The organism is Pseudovibrio sp. Ad13, from assembly GCF_001623225.1.
In the GTDB taxonomy this organism is placed as follows: Bacteria; Pseudomonadota; Alphaproteobacteria; order Rhizobiales; family Stappiaceae; genus Pseudovibrio.
Genome location: NZ_LMCC01000001.1, coordinates 17,802 through 41,019, shown reverse-complemented (window position 1 = coordinate 41,019; position 23,218 = coordinate 17,802). Strand labels below are relative to the sequence as shown.

Genomic DNA, 23,218 nt, shown 5'->3' with positions numbered 1-23,218 from the left:
GGAGCCTTGTGTGGGCTTCGGCATTTTTTGTTTTAAGGGATGGAAAGAAAATCCCCAGATGTTCGTAGAGCTGTGATTTTCTGCTTGTACTCTGGCGTTAAACGTGAGCTAATTTATCATCTGCATTAGTGGAGGGTCCTGATATGCCTCGCCTTTTCACTGGCCTAGAGCTGCCTTCGGGCACCGGGATGATGTTGAGCCTTATGCGCGGAGGGCTGCGCGGCGCTCGATGGATCGACCCAGAAAACTACCACATCACATTACGGTTTATAGGCGATATTGATGATCGCATTGCTGACGAAGTTGCCTATGAGCTGGCACGGGTGAATCGTGCTCCGTTGACGATCAAGCTGACCGGGCTGGGATCGTTTGGGGGAGCCAAACCACATGCGCTTTGGGCACGTGTTGAGCCCACTCAGGAGCTGGCGGAGCTTCAGGCTGAGCAAGAACGCATCTTGCAGCGGCTCGGCCTGCAAGCCGCTCGGCGCAAATATACGCCGCATGTGACATTGGCTCGGTTGAGGGGAACATCCCCTGCAGAGTTGGCACATTGGCTCGAGATACGTGGTGAATTCTCAGCGCCTGCATTCACCGCTGGGCGGTTTGTGCTCTTCTCAGCAAAAGCGGCAGTGGGTGGCGGGCCGTATCTGGTGGAAGAAAGCTATCCGCTGGCTGCCTGACGTGATGGGTTGATTGGGAGAGAGGCGTACTGGTGCACGCGTTTCTACGAGTAGAACCGCTTAGGGCAGGTAGGAGGAGACGTTCTCCATTATCTGACTGCTCTGTCTCTCCAGCCGCCATGAGGTTTGGTGTACTAAGCCTGCTGCTGAGTGGGTTCCTGTCAGCAGATAGATGTCCTTGTTCAGGAAGGCGAGCAGTTCGTCCAGTTCCTGACGTGGGACATAACTGAGGACTCCGGTTACATGCGCGTAAGTCAATGAGGCTGGCTTAGCTGGAATTGTAGTATCGGCTGTTTTTACTCGATACCGGATCAGCTTTGATTTGGGTTCAAGCCGAACAAGCCTTGATTTTGCTTTTAGCGGTTTCAGAGCGGACTTTGCTGGATAGCGGATGAGTTTGCTATCGGCGGAAATTGGTTTCAATGCATTGTTAGAAGGTGCGCTGATTTGGGTGAGACCAGGACCAATGGCGCGGGTCTGCGTCAATGCCCATGTGCTGCCAGCTAATACCAGTGCTGAGCCCGCGATAAGACTTGCAAAAATAAGAGGCCGCAACATCGCGCTCTCCAGTTCAATATAAATTAAATAAAAATTTAACTAAAATGTACCGTGTAAATTGCATAATGCAACCGGAGATGGTGAATTTATTAGCGTAAAGTTAAAATCGATAATTTGGTGCGATTGTGAGTTAATTGAATTCAGCAAAAATAATTAGAAAAATTGTGAATGAACATGTTGCAGCCACAGTCATCAGAGAAATTGATCTAAGAAAAACAAAGGATAGAGGTCTGTTTATGGGAATGGATCGACTAATCGAGCAACAAATTCGCCGATCACAGATGAATGGTTCTATGGATCGCCTTGAAGGCGCGGGAAAACCTATTCCCAGAAGGTCCGGGACAAATTTCGCTCAAAGTGCACAAATGAGTGTGGTGAATGGAGCTGGTGGTAGCATTCAGGGAGAACTGAAACTGCGCCGTGAGATCTCCACATTGGAAGATCAGCTTAAAGCTGCGACCAAGACTGATGAGCGATTTGAAATAAGAAAGACGCTTATGGATAAGCGCCTTGAACTCTCAGTTTATGAAGAAGCGCGACGGAAATAATCGCGCTTCCTATTCTTATTAGGAAAACGCTCTACAGCTCGGTTTCATCCAGCAGACGGCGTGCGATTACTTGCGCCTGAATTTCTGCAGCTCCCTCAAATATTGAGAGAATTCGTGCATCGCAAAGTACGCGAGAGATCGGGTATTCTTGCGCAAAGCCGTTGCCGCCGTGGATCTGCAATGCGTTGTCTGCTGCAGCCCAAGCCACGCGTGCACCGAGTAGTTTCGCCATACCTGCTTCCAGATCACAGCGTCTGCCACTGTCTTTCTCCCAAGCGGAGAAGTAGGTGAGCTGACGCGCAATCATGGTTTCGCAGGCGATGATGGCGAGTTTGTCGGATACGCGTGGGAAGTTGATCAGTGATTTGCCAAACTGAACACGCTCTTGCGCATAACGCAGGCCGAGATCCAGAGCGCATTGAGCCACACCGATTGCGCGAGCAGCGGTTTGGATGCGGGCAGACTCGAACGTCTGCATGAGCTGCTTGAAGCCTTGACCCTCAACCTGACCCAGTAGGTTTTCGTCTTTGACTTCAAAGCCATCAAAGGCGATTTCGTATTCCTTCATGCCGCGATAGCCGAGCACTTCAATCTCACCACCTGTCATGCCTTCCGCCGGGAAGGGCTCTTCATCTGTTCCGCGCGGCTTTTCCGCGATGAACATGGACAGGCCTTTGTAACCAGGCTCTTCCGGCTTGGTGCGGGTGAGCAAGGTCATGATGTCGGCACGGACCGGGTGGGTGATCCATGTTTTGTTGCCGGAGACCTTCCATGTGTCGCCGTCTTTAACTGCGCGTGTTTTCAACGACGCGAGATCTGAGCCGGTGTTTGGTTCGGTGAAGACGGCTGTTGGCAGAGTTTCACCAGAGGCGATGCGTGGGAGCCACTTGGCTTTCTGTTCTTCCGTACCGCCGCCGAGAATAAGTTCTGCTGCGATTTCGGAGCGGGTGCCGAGGGAGCCAACGCCGATATAGGCGCGGGAGAGTTCCTCTGAGACCACACACATGGATTCTTTACCAAGGCCCATGCCGCCGAATTCTTCCGGAATCGTCAGGCCGAATACGCCCATCTCAGCCATCTCGTTGATGATCTCAAGAGGGATGTATTCGTTTTTCAGGTGCCATTCGTGAGCAAACGGGGTGACCTTTGCTTCCGCAAACTTGCGCATCTCCTCGCGAATTTGCTCATAGGTCTCATCCAGCCCAGTCGCACCGATAGTGGACTGGCCTTCCGCATGCTGCATGAGTTCTGCTAGTCGAGTGCGCAGGGCTGGTTGTGTGCCGTCCGCAATGACTGCTTCAACAGCTTCTGTGTAATGACTGTTTGCTTCACTGCGGTTGATGCCCAAGTCGGAGAGGCGAAGGATTTCACCCTGGCTCATTGGCAGACCGCCAAAGACTTGTGCGGTGTATTCTGCAAGGCCAATGCGCAGGATCAGGCTTTCCACTTCGCCGAAGGTGCCTTCGGTTTCCAGTCGTTCGCCGTATGCGTTGAGTTGCTTGAGGGCTTCCACATAAGTTGCAAGCCAGGCAAGACCGTGGGTGGCACGTTGTTCCTGCTCCATGAGAGCGGAGGCGATGCGGCCATCCTTCAATACGCGCAGTTTTACGTTTTTGCGCGCGATGCCAAGCAGAGCTTCAAGAGATTTTAGCGCCTGAGCACGTGTTTCTTTCGATGGTGCGACTGCTTGTTCTATTGTATTCACCGTTTCCGACACGGCTTGCCTCCCTCAATCCACTCGGTCATTGTGCACTGCAAACTTAAATGGGATGTGTATTTGTGCAATGCCCTAAAGGTGGGAGCTTTCTTCATGAATATTTCTTGAAGTCCCGTCTATTATCTAACTTGAAACTTACAGAGAGACAGACCAGATCAGTTTTATGAAGAAACGTGGCCTTTGGGGAAAATTGTATCAGGTGCTTGCAGATGCTCTCGGGCATTTTAACTCTGATGATGGCTATGCTGTGGCGAGCCATGTGGCTTTGTCATCGTTGATGGCTCTGTTTCCATTTTTGATATTTGTGGCGGCGTTCTCTGGTTTTCTTGGGCTGAACTCGGTTGCACAAAGTGCAACGGAGTTGATCTTTGATGTCTGGCCTGAACGTGTGGCTGGCCCTGTTTCCGGTGAAATCAAAGCCGTTCTCACTCAGCCGCGTGGTGATTTGCTGACCTTTGGTGTGGTCGTCACGCTGTGGTTCTCGTCCAATGGCGTTGAGGCCATGCGAGTCGGCTTGAACCGTGCTTATCGTGTTCGAGATAATCGCAGTTGGTTCTTCTGCCGAACACAATCCATTCTGGCCGTTCTGATTGGAACAGCTGTTTTGATGGTTTCAACGTTCCTAATCGTGTTTGGTCCGCTGGCTTGGGAATGGGCTGTTCATCTGGCACCGGTTATGGAGCAATTTAGCTACAAGGCGAATATTGTCCGTTATGGCATCACATCTTTGTTGCTGATGTTTGCTCTGCTGGCAGCTCATATGTATCTGCCGGCTGGCCGTCGTAGCTTCTTTGAAGTGTTGCCCGGTATTATTCTGACAATGATCCTCTGGATTATCGCTGGTACAGCCTTTGGTGCTTATTTGGCGCGGTGGGCGAACTATGTGTCTTTGTATGCTGGTCTAGCTGGTATCATGACGGCCATCATCTTTATGTATCTGACAGCCGTCATCTTTATTCTGGGCGGCGAGTTTAATGCGGCGCTTATGCGTGTTCGCCGTGTGAACCAGCGTGTTGAGGCAGGTCCTTGTTCTGATGCTGAAGGCTGAGCTTAAGCTTTCTGCTTTGGGCGGCATACTGCGATTGCTACCACAACGATTGCCATGCCAATCAACTGAATGAGGTTGAGTGTCTCTCCGAAAAGGAAGTAGCTTTCGATGGCCGCTGCGACGGGTGTCAGGTAGAACAGCGTTGCTGTGGTTGACGCGGCTCCGTGCTGGAGCAGGTACATGAGCAGCAGGACTGCTCCCACAGACAACACAATGACCAGCCATGCCAGCGCGAAGATCAGATCTCCTGACCAGGTGATGACCCAGCTTTCCGTCATGGACAGCGGTAGCGTTATGAGCAAGGCGCCGAAATACTGGTAGAAGATGCCTGTGACCAGATCAGTATTCAATGGCTGACGCTTTTGCCATGTGGTGCCGAAGGCGATGCCAAGGGTTGCCACAAAGGCGGCTGCTACAGTCCAAAGAGGGATCTGCGCAACGCCGCTTCCCATATTAGGCAGGATCACCAGCACGATACCAACAAACCCGGCGGCCAGGCCGATCCATTGGCGCGGCGTCACATCTTCTTTCAGTAGGAAATATGCAAGTGTGCCGGTGATGAAAGGCTGCAAACCAGTGATGAGAGCGGTTACGCCTGCTGGCATCCCGTTGTCGATGGCCCAGAAGACCCCCGAGAGATAGATGCCATGGACCAGCATACCGGTAACGACCGCATGGAGGACCTGCTGGCGCGTTAAAGCAAAGCTTCTGCCAGACAACCAGATGATGATGCCCATCAACGGCAGGACGAGCAGAAAGCGGAGACTCAAGAACGCAAAAGGCTCTGAGTAGGGCGCTCCAAGGCGTGCACCGATGAAACCGGTGGACCAGAGCAAAACGAAGATAATGGGAACTAATTTGGTAAGCGAGAGCAATGGTGTGTCTTATTTTTATGCGTCCTTAGCACATGACGCTGGGTGGGGTGAGCAACAAAATCATTTGTGCGATGCATTATTTGTAATCTTTAAACGATTTGAACCTATACCTGTGAGGAATAATTAAAAATACTATTAGTAATTTTATCGGTCTAGGGGTCTCCGATGCGAGTAAATTGGAAGCAGGCTATTTCTTCTACGGGAAATAAAGTTTTCTCGTTAACTCGAAATGTAAGTATTCGGTTTCGGGCAATTGCTCTTGGTATTCTGACACTTATCGGATTTGGTGGTGTTGGCTTTGTTTATCTTTGGAGCCAACAGCAAACAGAGGCTGCCTTTCTGCAGTCGAAAGAATACACCGAACTTGCTGAGCTGAGCCAGACAATTGCAATTACCGCAGGTGTGCTGCAATCGACTCAGAAAGATTATGAAAATGTGCCGAGTGATAGTCTGAAAAGTCGATTCGACACGTTGGTTGGTGAAGCGCAGACTGAATTACAGGAGTTAAATGCGCTCCCGGTTGCCAGGGATTATTTTCTTGAGATCTCTGATGCACGAGACACGATTGATGCAATCAGTGGTGCCTTTGAGATGTTACACGGCTACCAGTCCACGCTTGGATATGACGCGGACCGCGGCTTGCAGAAAGAGCTGTCCGCCGCGCTTTCTCAGGCGGAATCCGCTGTTAAACAAAAGCACAGACGTAGCAAAGACCCCAATACGCTGAAGCTGATGCATACGTTTAGTGATCTGGCGCGTGCGCAGTTGGATTATGCGCTTACGGGTAGCCAAAACGCTTTGGGCGCGTTTGAAGTTGCGTTCTCCCGTTACGAGCGCACCGTGCCGCGAGCACAAATTGACCCAGCTGTTGCTGAGAAGGTCAAAACCAATATGCTGGCCTACAAGAAGGCGTTCGAGGCTTACTCTAAGGCCTTTGATAAGCGGGCGACGAGTTCTGAGTTGCTTGCAAACCTGTTTGACCTTCTTCCGCCACGGCTTGATGAGTTGAAAAACTCTGCGGTGCAGGGTGCGAATGATGCGCAGGCGCGTCTGACAGAGACCACACAGCAGACAAACCTTTATCTGGGCATTGCAGTTGGTGGTATCGCGCTAACGCTGTTCATTCTTGGCTCTCTCCTAATCTTCGGTATTTTGCGTAATCTGAATGCGTTGCGTAATGCTATGGCATTGCTGGCGAAGAATGATTTGTCAGCTGTGATTCCTCTCAATAAAGGCGGTAAAGAGATTTCCGCGATGGCGCAGACACTTCAGGTGTTCCGCGACAATATTGAGGAGCGCCGGATGCTGCAGGATCAGCAAGATCATGAAAATGCTGAGAAACAGGCTCGTGCCGAGCAAGTCGACAATCTCATTGTTGGTTTTGAGCAGACCGTTGCTGAGGCTTTGAATAGTCTGCACAGCGCTGCAGATGGGCTTGGGGAAGCCTCTAATGATGTGGGATCTGCTGCAGACAACGTGTCGAAAGAAGCTGTGTCTGCAGGACGTGCTGTTGAGAGTGCCGCTGAGAATGTTTCCAGCGCATCTGCTGCGACGGAAGAGCTAGCCATGTCTATCAACGAGATTGCGGGACAGGCTGAGCAATCAACGAGCGTTGCAGACCGAGCGGTTGAAGGTTCAAAAGCGACTGCTGAGACCATGAATCTGTTGAGTGATGCAGCAAATCGTATTGGTGAGGCTGTTGGGCTTATTCGTGATATTGCGAACCAGACGAACCTGCTTGCTCTGAACGCGACCATTGAAGCAGCCCGTGCGGGTGAACATGGCAAAGGCTTTGCTGTGGTGGCATCTGAAGTGAAGATGCTGGCAAATCAGACTTCTCAGGCAACCGAGGAAATTGCACAGCAGGTTGGTTCCATTCAAGAAGCCTCAGCAGAAGCGGTTGGCGCTATTGGTGACGTGAGTGATGTTATTCACGAAATGAGCCAGATCGCGGCTGCTGTTGCTGCATCTGTTGAGCAGCAGAACGCAGCCATTCAGTCCATTACTGAGAACGTGGCGAATGCGACGCAGAGCTCGCAAGAAGGAGCGAGTGCAATGCAGATGGTTGAAAATGCATCCAGCAATGCACGTAGCACTGGCGGTACAGTGTCTGATCTTGCCGACGCGCTTTCTCGTCAGGCAGATCACATCAACAATACTGTTGGTGCATTCCTTGAAAAAGTGCGCGCTGCCTAAAGCAGTTTGCTTTCGTTTCGACGACTTCAAACTGCTTTAGGGATTTGAATAGCGTATCTCTGAAAACCACAAGGCACTTTTCAGAGATACGACCTTAAGATCTTCACAAATTTTCATTTTAAATGTGGCGCTTGCTCTGGTTTTTATCAGGGCTAAGCGCCACATTGCTTTTGCGGTACGGGTTTGTTGAGCAAAGCAGACAATACGGATCTGCTGTGTTGTTTGACTGCGACTAATACGGGTTTTGAGAATGATTAATAAGATTGTTGTGGTGGGTGCTGGACAAGCAGGTGTACAGGCCGCGCAAACTCTTCGACAAAAGGGATATGAAGGTGAGCTTGTGATGCTTGGAAACGAGCCTCAGCCGCCTTATCAACGCCCTCCGCTCTCCAAGAAGTTTCTGAGTGGAGATGTGGCGCCGGATGCGCTGTTTATTCGTCCAGAAGCGTTTTATGAAACCAACAATATCGATCTGAAGGTCAATGCGCATGTTGATAGCATTGATCTGGAGAAGAAGAGTGTCAGGCTGGCAAGCGGTGAAGAGGTGAGTTGGGACAAGTTGCTGCTTGCAACTGGAACTCGCGCTCGCGATTTGCCATTGCCGGGTGCGGAGCTGGAAGGCGTTGTGACGCTTCGCTCCATTGGTGATGTTGAACTCATCAAGCAACTCTTTGTGCCGGGCAAAAAACTCGTTGTTATCGGTGGCGGTTATATCGGTCTGGAAGTGACGGCTGTTGCAAAGAGCATGGGGCTGGATGTTGTTGTGCTGGAAGCGCAGGAGCGTCTGCTGAAGCGCGTGGTTTCGCCCGACATCTCATCGTTTTTTCATGGTTTGCATTCCGGCAATGGTGCGGAGCTTTTTTGCGGAACCGGTGTGACCAGCATTGAAGGGACAGATGGCAAAGTTTCTTCCGTGAAACTTGCTGATGGCAGTGAAATTTCGTGTGATCTGGTGCTTTCTGCAGTTGGTGCAGTACCGAATGCGGAGCTTGCTGAGGCCGCTGGTCTGGACGTGGATGATGGCATTCTGGTTGATGGAGCAGGGCAGACCTCTCACGAGGATGTTTATGCTTGCGGTGATTGTGTTCGCTTCTTCTCAGAGCGCTATGGACGTAGCATTCGTCTGGAGAGCGTTCAAAATGCGATTGATCAGGCAAAAGCAGTTGCTGCTGCGTTGACTGATCCCGACCATGACCACAGTCACGACTATGACCCGTTGCCATGGTTCTGGTCTGACCAGCACCATATCAAGCTGCAGATTGCCGGATTGTCGAATGGATACGATGAGGCTGTGCTTGTGGGGGATACAAGTTCCGACAGCTTCTATGTGGCGTATCTGGAAAAAGGCAAGCTGATTGCGGTTGATAGCATCAATCATCCACGCTCGCACATGATGGCGCGCCGGGTGATTGGGCAGGAATGGAAAGACGGTCTGCTTCCACCAGCTTAAGTCGATGATCTTAGAGGCGTGCCAGAGAGAGCTCCGGCACGCTTTTTAGTCAAACCTCAGCACAAAGGCTGGATTTTGGCTTTAGCGGGTGTTTTCCAGAATAAGTCGGATCACTTCCTGCGGGATTTCCATGTGAACCATGTGGCCGACACGATCGAAAACGTGGCAGGCGATTGGTCCTGGCAGTTTATGGCATTGACGGGTTGGCAAGATCTTGTCCTGTGTGCCCCAGACCACCTTGATTGGCATTGGCAGCTCGCCGAGTTTACTAGTTGGCAGCACGCCCTGACTTTCGCCTTCCAGAATAAGTCCTGATACAGCTTTGAGTGCTTCAGCAGCGCCCGGAGTGGAACGCTGTGTGGCAACATACTCTGCCAGTTTTCTTGGAAGTTCGAATTCGAGACCGACAAACTGTTCCAGCAGGACCTGCTGTTCTGCTTCAGTTTGGCCAACTGCGTAACGACGCAGAAGCTTTGCATTGATCTCTGGACCGAATCCGCCCGGAGCAAGCAAAGTGAGGCTTGCGATACGTTCTGGACTGCGCATGGCGATCAGTGTTGCAATCGCACCGCCCATGCTGTGACCGACTAGGTGGACGCGATCAAGTTTCAACGCATCGAGAGATTTCACAACGGCTTTTGCTGAGCCCACAGCGTTGCATGGCTCAAAATCGGCCAGTGCACGTCCGTGCGCAGGAAGGTCAAACGCTATTGTGCGACGTTTGTTTTCTAACTGGACTTGAATATTGCGCCATGTGCTGGCGTCGCCGCCAAAGCCATGGATGAAAATAATTGGTTCTGCGCTTTCAGGGCCAAAGGCGGTGAAAGGCAGGCAGGTTACATCTTGGATACTATCGATATTCATATAAGGCCTCCCATTGGCCGTATTATATGCCCCTTTCATTCAGAGGTTTACCTGTGACTTAGGCTAAGGCAGGATTTTTTTATCAGCAGACGAACCGATAGAATTGAGCGAAAATTTTGCTTGGCATGAGGAAAATTGAAAAAAGTGAAACAAATGACCCGCGGAAGTGAGGTTTTGCTTGGATATCGATTATCAGATGTTGATAATCAGTCTCAATTTGAAACATATGGAAACTCAGAGGTCTGAGAATTTTTTTTGGTAGAGTTTGTTCTTTCTCGGCGCTGATTTATTTTTAAAATTCGACAGGTCCCGAAGGGTCAGGGGCTATCGCCAATTTCAGGGGGTGACGATGCGAGGACATCTTCGCAAGGGAATATTTGCTGTCATTTGTACGTTGGTTAGCTTTGTGTTTGTAGCACCGGCAAGCGCGGGCAAGCTGTGGAATCCAGACACACGCCAATGGGACATCTTCCCAGATTCTCCTGCTATGGCATCCAACTCAGCTCGCCGTAAGTTCAAGCGTAAGCTGATCACGTACCGCACTAATGAGAAGCCAGGTACCATCATCATTGATACCGAAGAACGCTATCTCTACCACGTGCAAGAAAGCGGTAAGGCGATGCGTTATGGCATCGGTGTTGGTCGTGAAGGTTTTGAGTGGAATGGTACCGAGCGTATCACCCGCAAAGCAAAATGGCCGGGTTGGACACCGCCGGAAGAAATGCGCCGTCGTGAAGCGAAAAAAGGCCGTACTCTTCCACGTTACATGAAGGGCGGTCCAGACAACCCATTGGGTGCGCGTGCGCTGTATCTGGGTGCTACCATCTACCGTATCCACGGTACCACTGAGGACTGGAGCATTGGTCGTGCTGTTTCATCCGGATGTATCCGCATGTTCAACGAAGATGTTTCCTATCTTTATGACCATGTCGATATCGGTGCCAAGGTTGTCGTGAACTAAGTCACGATCGACAGGCTAAGAGAATTAAACCCGGGGTGACCCGGGTTTTTTTATTGGGCGGATAGATACGGTTTAGCGGTAGCCATCTGAGACTGGTCTACAGCACCCTTTGAGGGTCACTGGTTTTTGTCCAGGCTGTGTGATGGTGGCGACGGCCTCTCCCCAGACGAAAGAGTCCAATGGGGTGAAAGTGCATTGCTTCTCGGAGATAGTCATTTTTAGATCGATGCTTTCATTCCCCGCCTGAAGTAATGTGGCGTTCTTGTCTGTCTCAGCCTTTACTGACTGAAACGGGACGCGATGGAGCAGTCCGGTGATGTTCGAGTAAGTTACGACGCTGGAGTTCCACTCAATGCTCCAAGACGGCTCAGTTCCTCCGCAGACACCCAGAACTGGCAGATTTGTCCCGGTGAATGGGACGGGTATAGCGGCTTTCAGCTTTTGAGCTTCAACCCAACCCTCTATCTCTCCGAGGCTGACATGTTGCCAGCGTAGATCGTCAACATGCTTTTGTTCACCGTCGGAGTTGAGGATTGTATCTCCAGGCAGTTGAACAATAACAGCTGCATCGTCTGATGGTGCATCGTAGATGGAGAGTAGAACGCCGAGGCTTTGGTCTACCTGACTGTAATAGCCGGGGGGCACTTTGAGTGCCTGGGGAGTGGCTGGTTGCTCAGAGGCCGTGTCTGAGACCGGTGCCTGATCCTTTTGTGAAGAGGGTAGGGTTTCTGATTGTGCCGTGGCTGGCCGTGTTAGCATTCCCATTGAAATGCTGCTCACTAACATCAATGTTAGAAACTGATGAAGTGCATTCCCAGACAAATCTGAGGTCATCTTTTGCTCCTGAGACGCGGATGCTAACATCTCCGCTGCCACTCGTTTTGTTTTCTCAGGATAGTAGCGGAGTATCGCCTAGGAATTCTTAAGTTGTAAGGTGCTGTTGTTTCTCGTCTTTTGGTTTGATGATGCTTGCAATTCTTTGTCGAGCCCGAGATGAAAGTTTGAAACAGCACCTAGATCACAGGTTGCCTGATGACCGTTTTTCTCTTTTCCGGTGCTGTTCGGGTTGGGTCATTAAGGTAAATTTCGTGATGATGTCCGTTAGGTTTCAGAGAATGTTCCGGGACAAACTCCTGATGAAGTTTTGCGCAAACATTGCGAAGATCCTCATAAGGACCCTTGTGAAGGATCTGGACTGAACGGCCTTCTGTCAGAATACCTCTTTGCAATGATGCTGGTTTTTCTCCGAGACGCTCTATTGCAGTTTCCACGCCTTGAGCGAAGAGGGTGTCATCGGTCCAGTGAGGCAGGACAATCATCAAACGCCACTTCAACTTGTCTTTGTTGCCGGTGATGAGATCGGTCACATCGTCGGCCCACCACAGACACTCCAAAGGTGGTTCCACAAAGCGCTTGCCAAGTCGTTTCTTTGTGTCGAGCTTGATGGGGTAGATCACGGTGAAAAGCCATTTGATCGCCTGGGCGAATGCTTCTCCTTCAGGATTGCCATGTCCATCAATCATAGCGAATTGCATGTCGGGAACATCGACAAATGTAAAACGGTCGCTTGGTGGTCGATATAACTCATAGAGTCTGTCTCTGAAATCGGTTGTTGTCATAGCTATGTCCTCATGTGTTCCATGGTTTGCAAGTCATGTAGTCCAGAGTTTTCTGAAGCCAGTCTGCCTCTGATTTGAGCTGAGCGATGGAGTAGTCAAAGAGGGCTTCGACGTGATCAGGCAAAGGTTGTTGGTCTAATTGGATGTTTTCAATTCGGAAGATTTCTTTTTGTATTACTTCGCCACGCTCGCTTAAGGCGTTAAGGGCTTGGTCTCGTTGCAGCGTCGGCCAATGGATCATGCCCAAGAGGAGGGATGAGTATGTTGGGCGGACTGTGGTGATAGCTGAGAGGGTTTGTGTGATGAGAGCTTGGTGGCCTGCCTCTGTCATGAGGAAGCTCTTCTTTGCCTTAACACCAGTGGGCTTTTCTGCAGTGACAAAGCCTTTCTTCTCCAGCTTGCCCAGCACGAAGTAGATGGAAGAGAACCCGATTTGCGTCCACTCGCGCATGCCTCGCTGCTCTATGACCTGCTCCAGCTCATAGCCATGGCGGGGCATCTCGGAGACAAGGCCGAGGACGAGCAGTTCGCTGTCAGTGAGGCTTTCAGACATACTATTCTAGCCTTAGAATAAAATTATATTCTAGTACTAGAATAGGTAGTGTTGAGTCGTCAACGTCTGGCTTTTCAGAGGATGATGCGTGGGGAGGGTTATTGTTTGCGGGTGATCATGACGAGCATGTTGTCGCGTAGGCTGACATGCTGGCGATAGAGCAGGAGGCAGCGGCAGCTGAATTCACTTTCCCGCTTTTGGAAATACTCGGCATAGCGATGAATGTCGTGCCGGTTCACATCCTCGATCATGTAGACGCCATTGCTTGCTAGCAGGTCTACAATGTTCTCGAAGAAGACAATCCCCGCTTCATAATGGTGGAGGCCATCATCGATGATCAGGTCGTAGGGTTCTGGCTTTGCGGTGATTTTGAAGCCTGAGATGCTTTCCGGGCTGGTCTGATCCACCTGATATGTCTGAATGCGAGAATCAGAGAATAAGCATTTTTCGTCAATGTCGAGGCCGGTTATCTCAGCATTTGGGAAATAGTCTCTCCAGACGCGAAGGGAAGCGCCGGGTTTGCCTTCTTTGCCCATGTTTGAAAGGCAGCTGGTGTCATTCGTACCGATGCCGCATTCGAGCACGTTTGTGATCTTGTCTCGGCAATGATCGAAAATCATGCTGTAGAAATCGGTGTAAGTGTGAGGCTCCCAGTTGAACTGGGTGGTTTCCGGGCAGTTGGTGCCTTTGTCGCTGCCGTACACATCGCAGAGTTGAGCCAGATAGCTGTTTTTTGCAGGTGCGTAGAATGCTTCAATACGCTGTCCGAGATGCACTTCAACGGATGCTCGTGTTCTTTCCAGTTTAGTTTTTGGGGTGAGCTGTCGGAGGACCTTGTTAAAATCGAGCGTGCTTGAAGTGTTCATGTTTTGCCGCTTCTTACAAATTAGAGCTGAAAGAAGCGTAGATTAACATTCTCAGGTTTTGGGAATACTCCTGCCTTTCTGGTGCAGATTTCCTTGGTGTGAAGCGGGAGGTCGTCTGTAATAAAAAAGGGCCGCCGAAGCAGCCCTTTCTTGAACTTGATTTATGCCGGATCAGACAAGTGCGCCGTGGCAATGCTTGTACTTTTTGCCAGATCCACATGGACAAGGCTCATTCCGACCTACACGACCCCATGTTTCGGGATCATCTGACTCACGACCGTCTGGTGCAGATGCTGCACGTGCTTCAGCCAGTTGGCGGTCTGCTTCCATCATCTCGTCTTCACCAGTCATAGGATTGGTGTGATGTGCTTCCATGTGGGAAGGCATCTGCGGTGTTTCCGGAGCCTGCTGCTGAACCAACTCAACCATCATCAACTGTGATGTAGTGGTCTGGCGCAGGGTGCTCAGCATGTTTTCAAAGAGAGTGAAGGACTCTGTTTTGTATTCCTGAAGTGGATCACGCTGTGCGTAGCCACGCAGGCCAACCGCGGAGCGCAGGTGATCAAGGTTCGCCAGATGCTCACGCCACAGGTTGTCTATGGTTTGCAGAAGAACTGCACGCTCGATCTGACGCATAACGTCTGGACCGTAGTTTGCAGCCTTACTCGCCATAACCTGGTTGGCTTCCTTCTTCAGGCGCGCGGTGACTTCTTCGTCTGCAATGCCTTCCTCGTTTGCCCACTCAATAATTGGCAGGTCGAGGTTCAGCTTTGTGCGTGCTTCTTCCTGAAGGCCTTCTGTGTCCCACTGCTCAGGGTAAGCGCGTTCTGGAATGTGTGCTGCGACGAGATCTTCGACGAACTCTTCGCGCATTTCCACAACAGCTTCCTGAGTAACTTCAGGGTCCATCATTTCGAGGCGCTGATCGAAGACGACTTTACGCTGGTCGTTCATCACGTCATCGAACTTCAGCAGGTTCTTACGAATGTCGAAGTTGCGCGCTTCCACTTTCTGCTGAGCTTTTTCCAGTGCCTTGTTGATCCAAGGGTGAACGATTGCCTCACCGTCCTGCAGGCCAAGCTTCTGGAGCATGGAGTCCATGCGCTCAGAACCGAAGATGCGCATCAGATCATCCTGAAGAGACAGGAAGAACTTGGAGTGACCAGGGTCACCCTGACGGCCAGAACGACCGCGCAGCTGGTTATCAATGCGGCGGCTTTCGTGGCGCTCGGTTGCGACAACATAGAGGCCACCGGCCTGAAGAGCTTTTTGCTTAAGCGCTTCAACTTCTTTTTTGATGGCGTCTTCTTTTGCAGTACGCTCAGCGCCCTCAGGCATGTCGCCCAGTTCGTTCGCGATACGCATTTCAACGTTACCACCGAGCTGGATATCTGTACCACGGCCAGCCATATTGGTTGCAATGGTCACAGCACCAGGCACACCTGCCTGCGCGATGATGCTTGCTTCCTGCTCATGGTAACGTGCGTTCAGAACTGCAAAGACCTTCTTTTTACCTGCATCCTTGCCGGTGTACATGCTTGCAAAGCCGAGCGGGTCTGACACATCGATCTGAGTGTAGCCGTTCTTGATGAGCAGATCGGCGAGCATCTCGGACTTTTCAATGGATGTTGTGCCCACCAGAACAGGCTGACCGCGTTCATGGCAGTCATCTACGAGTACCTGAATGGCGTCGTACTTTTCGGCAACTGTGCGGTACACTTCATCGTCGTCATCGACACGCTGAACAGCAACGTTGGTTGGAATATCCACCACGTCTAGGCTGTAGATGTCCATGAACTCTTCAGCTTCCGTCATTGCTGTACCGGTCATACCAGCCAACTTGTCGTACATGCGGAAGTAGTTCTGGAATGTGATGGATGCGAGTGTCTGGTTCTCTGGCTGGATAGCAGCTTTTTCTTTTGCTTCCAAAGCCTGATGGAGGCCCTCAGAGAAACGACGGCCCGGCATCATACGGCCAGTGAACTCGTCAATAATAACGACTTCGTCGTTGCGGACGATGTAATCTTTATCGCGTTGGAAAAGCTTATGCGCTTTCAGACCCTGCTGAAGATGGTGAACAGCTGTCACGTTCTCCACGTCATAAAGCGATTCGCCCTTTAGAAGATCTGCTTCTGTCAAGAGTTGCTCAAGCTTTTCGTTACCTGCTTCGGTGAAGGTTGCGGAGCGAGCTTTCTCGTCAAGTTCAAAGTCCTCTTCAGTCAACTGAGGAATAAATGTATCGATGAGATTGTAGAAGTCTGTGCGATCTTCCAGCGGGCCGGAAATAATCAGAGGGGTACGAGCTTCATCCACGAGAATGGAGTCGACTTCATCCACGATTGCATAATGATGCGGGCGCTGGCACATGGACTCGCGATCATACTTCATGTTGTCACGAAGATAATCGAAGCCGAATTCGTTGTTGGTGCCGTATGTGACGTCCGCTGCATAAGCGGCTTTGCGCTCTTCATCAGAGATGCCGTGGACGATCAAACCAGTTGTCAGACCGAGGAACCGGTAAACCTGACCCATCCATTCGATATCACGCGTTGCCAGGTAATCGTTCACGGTCACAACGTGAACGCCCTTACTTGTCAATGCGTTAAGGTATACTGGAGCCGTTGCAACAAGGGTCTTACCTTCACCGGTGCGCATTTCGGTGATTTCTCCAGCATGGAGAACCATACCACCGATGAGCTGCACGTCGTAGTGACGAAGACCAAGGACGCGGCGGGAAGCTTCCCGCACGACTGCAAATGCCGGGACCAAGAGGTCGTCCAGCTTAGCGCCGTTTGCCAGTTGCTCGCGGAACTCGTCAGTTTTGGCTCTCAGCTGTTCATCTGTCAGAGCTTCCATTTCCGGCTCCAAAGCAGAAATAGCGTCTACTGTGGGCTTGAGTGTCTTAATCCGACGGTCATTTGCTGAACCAAATATCTTACGAGCGAGTGCGCCGAGCCCCACCATGTGGCGGTCCTTCCTACTTTGGGCGCGCCGGTTTTTTCACGTCGCGGTCGGGCCCTAAAAATCTTCACATTCGTGATCTAGCCAGTCAAAACTCTGTGAGTCTGATCTGGGTCACAGCATATTAAACACCTGCGAGTAAAAAAGCAGGCGACAGAGAGATAAGAGTGGGCCGAAAGGTTGTCAACGGCAGTTGCCGTCGCAATATAGTGCTTTGTTGTTTTGCAACTCTTTTTAAACTCTCCATAAACAGGAAAGAAAGTGATCTTATGCTTCGTAAATTTACAGGGATCCTAGGTAGTTCAGTTGCTGTTGCTGCTCTGGTTATTGGGCTGAGTGCAGCGCAGGCACAGGATGCTGATGCGGCTCCAGATCTGGACAAGCCAGTTGCGAAGGTTGGCCAGAGCGTTATTACCGAAGCTGATCTTGCTTATGCAGCTCAAGATTACGCGCAGCAGCTGCAGCGTGTTCCACCAACCGAATGGCGCAAGGTTTTGACCGATGTGCTGGTTGAGATGAACCTGCTTGCAGAAGCCGGCGCAGAAGAAAAACTTGCAGAAACTGATGATTTTAAACGCTTAATGGCATTTGAGCGTACGCGTGCACTTCGCAATGCGTATTTCCAGAAGTACATTCAAAGCGCTATCACCGAAGACGAAGTTAAGGCTGCTTACGAAGCTGAGTATGCCAACTATCAGGGTGCTCCAGAGATCAACGCAGCTCACATCCTTATAGAAAAGGAAGATGAGGCGAAGGACATCATTAAGCAGCTGGAAGGTGGTGCGGACTTTGCCGAGCTTGCAAAGGAAAAGTCCACTGGTCCTTCCGGCCCTAACGGTGGTGATCTTGGTTTCTTCGGAAAAGGCCAGATGGTTCCCGAGTTTGAAACAGCTGCTTTTGCTCTGAAACCTGGTGAGTTTACAAAAGAGCCTGTGCAAACACAGTTCGGTTATCACGTAATCCTGAACAAGGAAGCACGCACACAGTCCGCTCCAGCCTTTGAAACGGCTGAAGGTCAGATCCGTCAGGAGCTAGTTCTGACGAAATTCCGTGAGGTGCTTGAAGAGCTGAAAGCCAAGAACACTGTGGAAATCATCGGTGCCGATGCTGATGAAGCGAAAGCTGAAGAAAGCAAAAAATAGGCTCGTTCTTATTAGCTCTGCTGATTATTGAAATAAAACATCTTGTTTTTGTAGCCCCGGATGGCTTAGGCCTTCCGGGGCTACTTTTTTGCTGCACAGACACAGTTTTCTTCGGGAGGTTTTCATGTCCGCGACCATTTCTCCACTCGCACCCAAGTCCTATCCAGAACTTCCGGAAGTTAAGGGCGTTCGAATGGCAACTGCAGCAGCTGGTTTGAAGTATGAAGGACGTACTGACGTTCTCCTGGCTGTGTTTGATGAGCCTGCTCAGATTGCTGGTGTGTTCACAACATCTAAATGCACGAGTGCTCCGGTTGACTGGTGTAAGCAGAACCTTTCCAAGGGTGTTGCGCGTGCAATTATGGTCAACTCCGGGAATGCGAATGCGTTTACGGGCAAGAAGGGGCTCGCATCTGTTGAGCTTTCAGCGGATATCCTTTCAAAGGCAACTGGGTTTGCTGCGGACGAGCTGTATCTGGCGTCTACTGGTGTGATTGGCGAGCCGCTGCCGGCTGAGAAATTTGCTGGTGTGGCTGGTGGCCTGGTGGCTGATGCTGTCGCTGACAAGTGGATGGACGCAGCCAAAGCGATCATGACCACGGATACCTATCCTAAGATGAGCACACGTCGTGTGAAGCTGGGTGATGCGACGGTTACGTTGAATGGTATTGCCAAAGGTGCAGGTATGATTGCGCCTGATATGGCGACCATGCTTGGCTTCTTGTTCACTGACGCTCCAATTAAAGCGCCTGCTTTACAGAGCTTGCTTTCTGAGTGTGTGGGCGGCTCTTTTAATTCCATTACGGTTGATAGTGATACGTCCACCTCAGACACTGTGCTGTTGGCAGCTACTGGGTCTGCTGGGGGCGACTGGATTGAAAGTGCTGCGGATCCGCGTCTCGCGGAGTTCTGTGAAGCTCTCTCCAGCATGATGCTTGAGCTGGCTCAGATGATCGTTCGTGATGGGGAAGGTGCGACCAAGTTTGTTGAAGTGCGAGTGGAAGGTGCTGAGAGCGATACTTCTGCAAAGCGGATTGCTATGGCGATTGCAAACTCTCCATTGATGAAAACTGCATTTGCTGGCGAAGATGCGAACTGGGGCCGCGTTGTGATGGCAGTTGGTAAGGCTGGTGAGCCTGCTGATCGTGATAAACTGGCGATTTGGTTCGGCGATATCCGTGTTGCGGTTGAAGGAGAGCGGGATCCAGATTACAGCGAGGAAGAAGCGTCTGCTGTCATGAAAGAAGACGAGATCATTCTGAAAGTTGATCTTGGCATCGGAAATGGCCGTGCGACTGTCTGGACTTGTGACCTCACCAAGGAATATGTGGCAATCAATGGTGACTACAGAAGCTAAGCGAGTTCAACCTCGCCAACCGAATTGCGATCTGGAAACGGTGTTGAAGCTGGAGCAGGCAAATCTGAATTGCTTTCCCAGCCTCATGGCACATCATGATGGGAGCTGGATTTCCCGTCTCTCACCGGGTGGCAGTGCACGCCGGAACAACTCTCTGAACTTTTATGATGCCCAAGACGGTGATGAAGCCGAGAGCCGATTAGATTCTGCACGAGCACGCTTCAAACGGCTTGAGATGGCGTTCCATGTTCGCTGGACACCTTTGGTTCCCACAGATGTGGATCAGGTGCTGGCCTCTCAGAAGTATGCTCGCGTTGATGAGACGCTGGTGCTGTCACGATCCATTTGGGGGCTTGGTGATACTGATGTGCCTAAAGGGTACAAACTCTCCGAAGTCTCACTGAGTGAATGGATTTCTAATTACGCACAGGTTGACGGTGCGAAGCATGGGGAGCCGTTGAGTGAAACAGAGCAGGCACTTCATGATGTGCTTTCAAGAGTGACTGTCGAACTGATCGCGCTGGTGCTTGAAACTGAAGATGGTGTTCCAGCAGCTGTTCTGCTTGGTGTGGTGGATGGCGATCTACTTGGCATCTTTAGTGTGAAGACGGCTGAGGCGTTTCGTCGTCAGGGGCTGGCTTATGCTTTGATGTGCGAAGTGCAGAGTCTAGGGGCTAAGCGCGGTGCCGAGACTGCCTGGTTGCAAGTGGTGGCAGATAATGCTGCTGCTGTAGAGCTCTACGATTCCCTCGGGTATCGAGAAGCCTATGCTTATCACTATTGCAAAGATGCCCAGCCTTAAGAAAATCAGTAAAATTTCACTCGGGACCTTTGGTATGGTTTCCAAAAGGTTTTCAGAGTGGTCCTTTGTGAAACGGGAAAATAAATGAAAATTGTGATGGTTGCGGCGTGCGCCTTGATTGATGCTGATAACCGCATTCTGCTTGCTCAGCGTCCTGAGGGTAAATCAATGGCAGGTTTCTGGGAGTTTCCGGGTGGGAAGATCGAAGCCGGTGAGACACCAGAGGACTGTTTGATCCGTGAATTATCTGAGGAACTGGGAATTACAGTTAAAAAAGAGTGCCTTGCTCCCCTAAGTTTCGCGAGCCACACTTACGAAGATTTTCATCTGCTGATGCCACTTTACGTTTGTAGGCGCTGGTCGGGCACACCTCACGGGGCAGAGGGGCAAAACCTGAAATGGGTACGGGCAGTGCGTTTACGTGATTATGAAATGCCACCAGCAGATGAGCCGCTGATCCCGCATCTAATCGACCTTGTGTCTTATTAGCGGGAGATCACGGAGAACAAGAGGCAGTAATGGCGTTGAATGAGAAAGCGTATCACAATCAGAAATGTGGATTTACGATTGCTCATATGACCGAAGACGAGCGCGGAGCCGCTGCAGTTGAATACGCCATTCTTGCCGCTTTGATTGTTCTTGCCATTGCCGCCAGCCTGACTGCAATTAGCAGCACGATTTCGGACAACTTCCAGTTCATCTCAGATACTTTGCTTGCCGCGATTTCTGGCTAATCAGGACTTTATTTCTTTTGTTCCAAGAGCTTCGGCCAGGCTGTGCTTTGCAGAGCCAGGCTTTAGAGGTTTTTGCTGCGATTCATGTGGTGCCCAGCCGGACAGAGATGCGAAAGTGAAGGTTGCACGGAGGCGTCCATCTGCATCTGAGTAATCCTGTGCATAGATCTCTGCCGCTTTCATGAAGACCTTCTTGCTTGTCGGTGACTTCAAGCGATCTTTCAAAGGGTTCGTTGCGCCCATTGCGCGCAGATCTCTGATCAAGTCAAACATGGTGTCGTATCTAACGGTTAACCGATCTATGTCGGTTACTGGGAGTGCGAAACCTGCGCGTTGGAGAAGGCCGCCAAGATCTCTGGTATCTGCAAATGGGATAACGCGTGGTGATACGCCTTCACTAACTTCCATCTCGGCGCGCATCAGACAGTCTCTTAACTCCGCAAGGGTATCAGTTCCTAATAAGAGGCCGAGGAAAAGGCCATCTGGTTTTAAGGCACGTTTGATCTGGACGAGTGTTCCTGGAAGATCGTCGAGCATCTGCAAGTTAAGTGAAGATACAATCAGGTCCAGGCTTTCCGGTGCGAAAGGCAGGACGGCGTCATCTACAATCAAATCAGGCTCAGAAAGGTTTGGGTCTGCACCGAACAGATCGGCTCGCAGCAGGTGTTTGACTTTTCCTGACGCCTTTAGTGCTTCAAAGATGTGGCCAGTGTGACCGCCGAGATCTACTCCGCAGTCAAACTCTCTGCTGATGAATTCCAGACGATCTTGCAAATCTGCGGCAGCTGCCTTCATCAGGAAATCAGCGCCTTCTTGCGCTCTCTTCAATGCAGTCATGCGACGTTGTGCAATGAGTTTACGATCAAAGAGAGTGTGTTCGCTCATGAGGGCGCCTTTGGCCAGACTGTGCTGTGTGTGCACTATTGGAAATTATAACCCCATTGAACATGGAGTGATGTTCGACGGAGGCTTTGTTAGCTTATTTCTTCTGCAGATATATACGGTGAGCACAGATGAGCGACAAGTTTTCTTCTCTGGAGTGGTTGCCTGATGCAGTGGATAGAGCTGAGCAACCGTTTAAACCCTGCTTTCTTGATATGAAGGTGGCCTCTCATTTAAGGCGAGGACTGAACTTTGCTCTGGATGCTCTGTTTCCTCATAGCTGTCCGATTTGTAACGATTTGGTTCAAGGTGAAGGTGGTTTGTGTCTGCCTTGTTGGCAAACACTGGAACTGATATCGGCGCCTTATTGTGAGCGGCTTGGTGTTCCTCTGCATTATGAATTGAGACCGAACGCCTGGAGCGCTGCTGCTCTTGTTAATCCGCCTGATTATGACCGAGCCCGGGCCGCAGCCCTCTACAACGGGCCCGCGCGCGAGCTGGTGAAGCGGTTTAAGTTTTATGGAGAGATCCGGTTATCGAAGTTTCTTGCCAGGTGCATGCTCAATGCAGCGGCAGAACTTGTCGCTTCTGAGAGTTTTCTTATTCCAGTTCCTCTCCACAAGTCGCGCTTACGTGAGCGCACCTATAATCAGTCTGCTTTGCTGGCGAACGACGTTGGGCGTCATTTAGAGGGGCAAGTGCTTCTTGATGGCTTGGTTCGAACTCGGCGTACTAACCAACAAGTCGGCCTCAAGCGAGGGGCACGGACAGCTAATGTGAAAGGTGCCTTTGCAGTTGCGGATCATTTCCTGTCAGAGGTATCTGGTGCTCATGTGGTGCTGGTTGATGATGTGCTGACGACAGGGGCAACTGTTGAAGAATGTGCGCGGGTTTTGAAGGCTGCGGGTGCGGAACAGGTTGATGTACTTGTTTTTGCTCTGGTCGATCCTGAAAATATGTCTGATGATAGTGATTGAGTGTTGTTGAGGGACTGTCTTAGCCTATGCGATATAACGAAGTGATCAACTTGAGTTGAGGTGGACTTGCGGTTTACTTGGACGTGAGCCATATAGGCTTCAGTTTTGATGGCTGAATTTCTATTGGCCTTCGCTGTGTATCCAAAGGACAAGAATATGGCTCAAGTTACTATCTACACCCGTGATATGTGCGGTTTCTGTGCTCGCGCAAAAAGACTTCTTGATGAGAAGGGTGTTGATTATAAAGAATTTAACTACAGCGAAGATCCAACGATCCGTAAGGAAATGATTGCCAAAGCAAATGGTGCAAACACATTCCCGCAGATCTTTATCGGATCTGAGCATATTGGTGGTTGTGATGACCTGTTTGCATTGGAGCGCCGCGGACACCTTGATGGTCTGCTGAGCGTTGGTCTTTAAAGAAGCTT

The 23,218-nt window shown here is 50.7% G+C and carries 23 protein-coding genes; 13 read left to right on the top strand and 10 right to left on the bottom strand.

Features of this window, described 5'->3' with window-relative positions:
• The first annotated feature begins 143 nt into the window (after positions 1-143).
• A complete protein-coding gene (thpR, locus tag PsAD13_RS00185) occupies positions 144-680 on the top strand; it encodes an RNA 2',3'-cyclic phosphodiesterase (RefSeq protein ID WP_057463483.1) in 537 nt (178 codons plus the stop codon).
• A gap of 60 nt (positions 681-740) precedes the next feature.
• Here the strand turns inward: thpR and PsAD13_RS00180 are convergent, their stop codons facing one another.
• Positions 741-1,238, bottom strand: a complete 498-nt coding sequence (locus tag PsAD13_RS00180; RefSeq protein WP_063308801.1) for a hypothetical protein — start codon at positions 1,236-1,238, stop codon at positions 741-743.
• Between the two features lie 134 nt (positions 1,239-1,372).
• Here PsAD13_RS00180 and PsAD13_RS27175 point away from each other — a divergent pair, with 134 nt between their 5' ends.
• Complete coding sequence (locus tag PsAD13_RS27175; protein ID WP_208859951.1) at positions 1,373-1,786, top strand: DnaJ family domain-containing protein; 414 nt, start codon at positions 1,373-1,375, stop codon at positions 1,784-1,786.
• A gap of 31 nt (positions 1,787-1,817) precedes the next feature.
• On the opposite strand, the gene PsAD13_RS00170 is transcribed toward PsAD13_RS27175, so the two are convergent.
• Positions 1,818-3,503 (bottom strand): acyl-CoA dehydrogenase family protein, encoded by a 1,686-nt coding sequence (locus PsAD13_RS00170; protein WP_206599756.1) that lies wholly within the window; start codon positions 3,501-3,503, stop codon positions 1,818-1,820.
• A 163-nt stretch (positions 3,504-3,666) separates the two neighbouring features.
• Here PsAD13_RS00170 and PsAD13_RS00165 point away from each other — a divergent pair, with 163 nt between their 5' ends.
• Positions 3,667-4,551 (top strand): YihY/virulence factor BrkB family protein, encoded by an 885-nt coding sequence (locus PsAD13_RS00165; RefSeq protein WP_057463480.1) that lies wholly within the window; start codon positions 3,667-3,669, stop codon positions 4,549-4,551.
• Between the two features lie 2 nt (positions 4,552-4,553).
• Here the strand turns inward: PsAD13_RS00165 and PsAD13_RS00160 are convergent, their stop codons facing one another.
• Positions 4,554-5,387: a DMT family transporter gene (locus PsAD13_RS00160; RefSeq protein WP_063317022.1), complete on the bottom strand. Its 834-nt coding sequence runs from the start codon at positions 5,385-5,387 to the stop codon at positions 4,554-4,556.
• A 204-nt stretch (positions 5,388-5,591) separates the two neighbouring features.
• Here PsAD13_RS00160 and PsAD13_RS00155 point away from each other — a divergent pair, with 204 nt between their 5' ends.
• Entirely contained in the window at positions 5,592-7,622 is a 2,031-nt protein-coding gene (locus PsAD13_RS00155) for a HAMP domain-containing methyl-accepting chemotaxis protein (RefSeq protein WP_063316968.1), read from the top strand.
• 250 nt (positions 7,623-7,872) lie between these two features.
• The gene (locus tag PsAD13_RS00150; protein ID WP_063316967.1) at positions 7,873-9,072 is read left to right on the top strand and encodes an FAD-dependent oxidoreductase; all 1,200 of its coding nucleotides are present in this window, start codon (positions 7,873-7,875) and stop codon (positions 9,070-9,072) included.
• Positions 9,073-9,153: 81 nt separating this feature from the next.
• On the opposite strand, the gene PsAD13_RS00145 is transcribed toward PsAD13_RS00150, so the two are convergent.
• Entirely contained in the window at positions 9,154-9,936 is a 783-nt protein-coding gene (locus PsAD13_RS00145; protein WP_063305053.1) for an alpha/beta fold hydrolase, read from the bottom strand.
• A 349-nt stretch (positions 9,937-10,285) separates the two neighbouring features.
• On the opposite strand from PsAD13_RS00145, the gene PsAD13_RS00140 reads away from it, so the two are divergent.
• Positions 10,286-10,897 carry a L,D-transpeptidase gene (locus PsAD13_RS00140; RefSeq protein WP_057463476.1) on the top strand — a complete coding sequence of 204 codons (612 nt, stop codon included), beginning with the start codon at positions 10,286-10,288 and terminating at the stop codon, positions 10,895-10,897.
• Positions 10,898-10,969: 72 nt separating this feature from the next.
• Here PsAD13_RS00140 and PsAD13_RS00135 read toward each other — a convergent pair whose 3' ends face one another.
• From PsAD13_RS00135 to secA, 5 genes are all read right to left on the bottom strand, one after another.
• The gene (locus PsAD13_RS00135) at positions 10,970-11,662 is read right to left on the bottom strand and encodes a hypothetical protein (RefSeq protein WP_208986348.1); all 693 of its coding nucleotides are present in this window, start codon (positions 11,660-11,662) and stop codon (positions 10,970-10,972) included.
• A 248-nt stretch (positions 11,663-11,910) separates the two neighbouring features.
• Positions 11,911-12,516: a GyrI-like domain-containing protein gene (locus PsAD13_RS00130; RefSeq protein WP_063316966.1), complete on the bottom strand. Its 606-nt coding sequence runs from the start codon at positions 12,514-12,516 to the stop codon at positions 11,911-11,913.
• Between the two features lie 10 nt (positions 12,517-12,526).
• On the bottom strand, positions 12,527-13,069 hold the full coding sequence (locus tag PsAD13_RS00125) for a PadR family transcriptional regulator (protein WP_063316965.1): 543 nt from the start codon (positions 13,067-13,069) through the stop codon (positions 12,527-12,529).
• A 98-nt stretch (positions 13,070-13,167) separates the two neighbouring features.
• Complete coding sequence (locus PsAD13_RS00120; protein ID WP_208986347.1) at positions 13,168-13,935, bottom strand: class I SAM-dependent methyltransferase; 768 nt, start codon at positions 13,933-13,935, stop codon at positions 13,168-13,170.
• A 171-nt stretch (positions 13,936-14,106) separates the two neighbouring features.
• Positions 14,107-16,899 (bottom strand): preprotein translocase subunit SecA, encoded by a 2,793-nt coding sequence (gene secA, locus PsAD13_RS00115; RefSeq protein ID WP_063291184.1) that lies wholly within the window; start codon positions 16,897-16,899, stop codon positions 14,107-14,109.
• A gap of 266 nt (positions 16,900-17,165) precedes the next feature.
• Here secA and PsAD13_RS00110 point away from each other — a divergent pair, with 266 nt between their 5' ends.
• The 5 genes from PsAD13_RS00110 (at position 17,166) to PsAD13_RS00090 (ending at position 20,931) form a co-directional block, all read left to right on the top strand.
• Entirely contained in the window at positions 17,166-18,038 is an 873-nt protein-coding gene (locus PsAD13_RS00110; RefSeq protein WP_063316964.1) for a peptidylprolyl isomerase, read from the top strand.
• A 124-nt stretch (positions 18,039-18,162) separates the two neighbouring features.
• Entirely contained in the window at positions 18,163-19,395 is a 1,233-nt protein-coding gene (argJ, locus tag PsAD13_RS00105; protein WP_063316963.1) for a bifunctional glutamate N-acetyltransferase/amino-acid acetyltransferase ArgJ, read from the top strand.
• On the top strand, positions 19,376-20,197 hold the full coding sequence (locus PsAD13_RS00100) for an N-acetyltransferase (RefSeq protein ID WP_063316962.1): 822 nt from the start codon (positions 19,376-19,378) through the stop codon (positions 20,195-20,197). The genes argJ and PsAD13_RS00100 overlap by 20 nt, the downstream gene beginning before the upstream one ends.
• 84 nt (positions 20,198-20,281) lie before the next feature.
• Positions 20,282-20,686 carry an 8-oxo-dGTP diphosphatase MutT gene (gene mutT, locus PsAD13_RS00095; RefSeq protein ID WP_063286043.1) on the top strand — a complete coding sequence of 135 codons (405 nt, stop codon included), beginning with the start codon at positions 20,282-20,284 and terminating at the stop codon, positions 20,684-20,686.
• A 29-nt stretch (positions 20,687-20,715) separates the two neighbouring features.
• Positions 20,716-20,931, top strand: coding sequence for a Flp family type IVb pilin (locus PsAD13_RS00090; RefSeq protein ID WP_057463468.1), 216 nt, complete (start codon positions 20,716-20,718; stop codon positions 20,929-20,931).
• On the opposite strand, the gene PsAD13_RS00085 is transcribed toward PsAD13_RS00090, so the two are convergent.
• Complete coding sequence (locus PsAD13_RS00085; RefSeq protein WP_063317020.1) at positions 20,932-21,816, bottom strand: methyltransferase domain-containing protein; 885 nt, start codon at positions 21,814-21,816, stop codon at positions 20,932-20,934.
• A 128-nt stretch (positions 21,817-21,944) separates the two neighbouring features.
• On the opposite strand from PsAD13_RS00085, the gene PsAD13_RS00080 reads away from it, so the two are divergent.
• Entirely contained in the window at positions 21,945-22,790 is an 846-nt protein-coding gene (locus PsAD13_RS00080; protein ID WP_063316961.1) for a ComF family protein, read from the top strand.
• A gap of 156 nt (positions 22,791-22,946) precedes the next feature.
• On the top strand, positions 22,947-23,210 hold the full coding sequence (grxC, locus tag PsAD13_RS00075; RefSeq protein ID WP_057463560.1) for a glutaredoxin 3: 264 nt from the start codon (positions 22,947-22,949) through the stop codon (positions 23,208-23,210).
• The last annotated feature ends 8 nt before the right edge of the window (positions 23,211-23,218 follow it).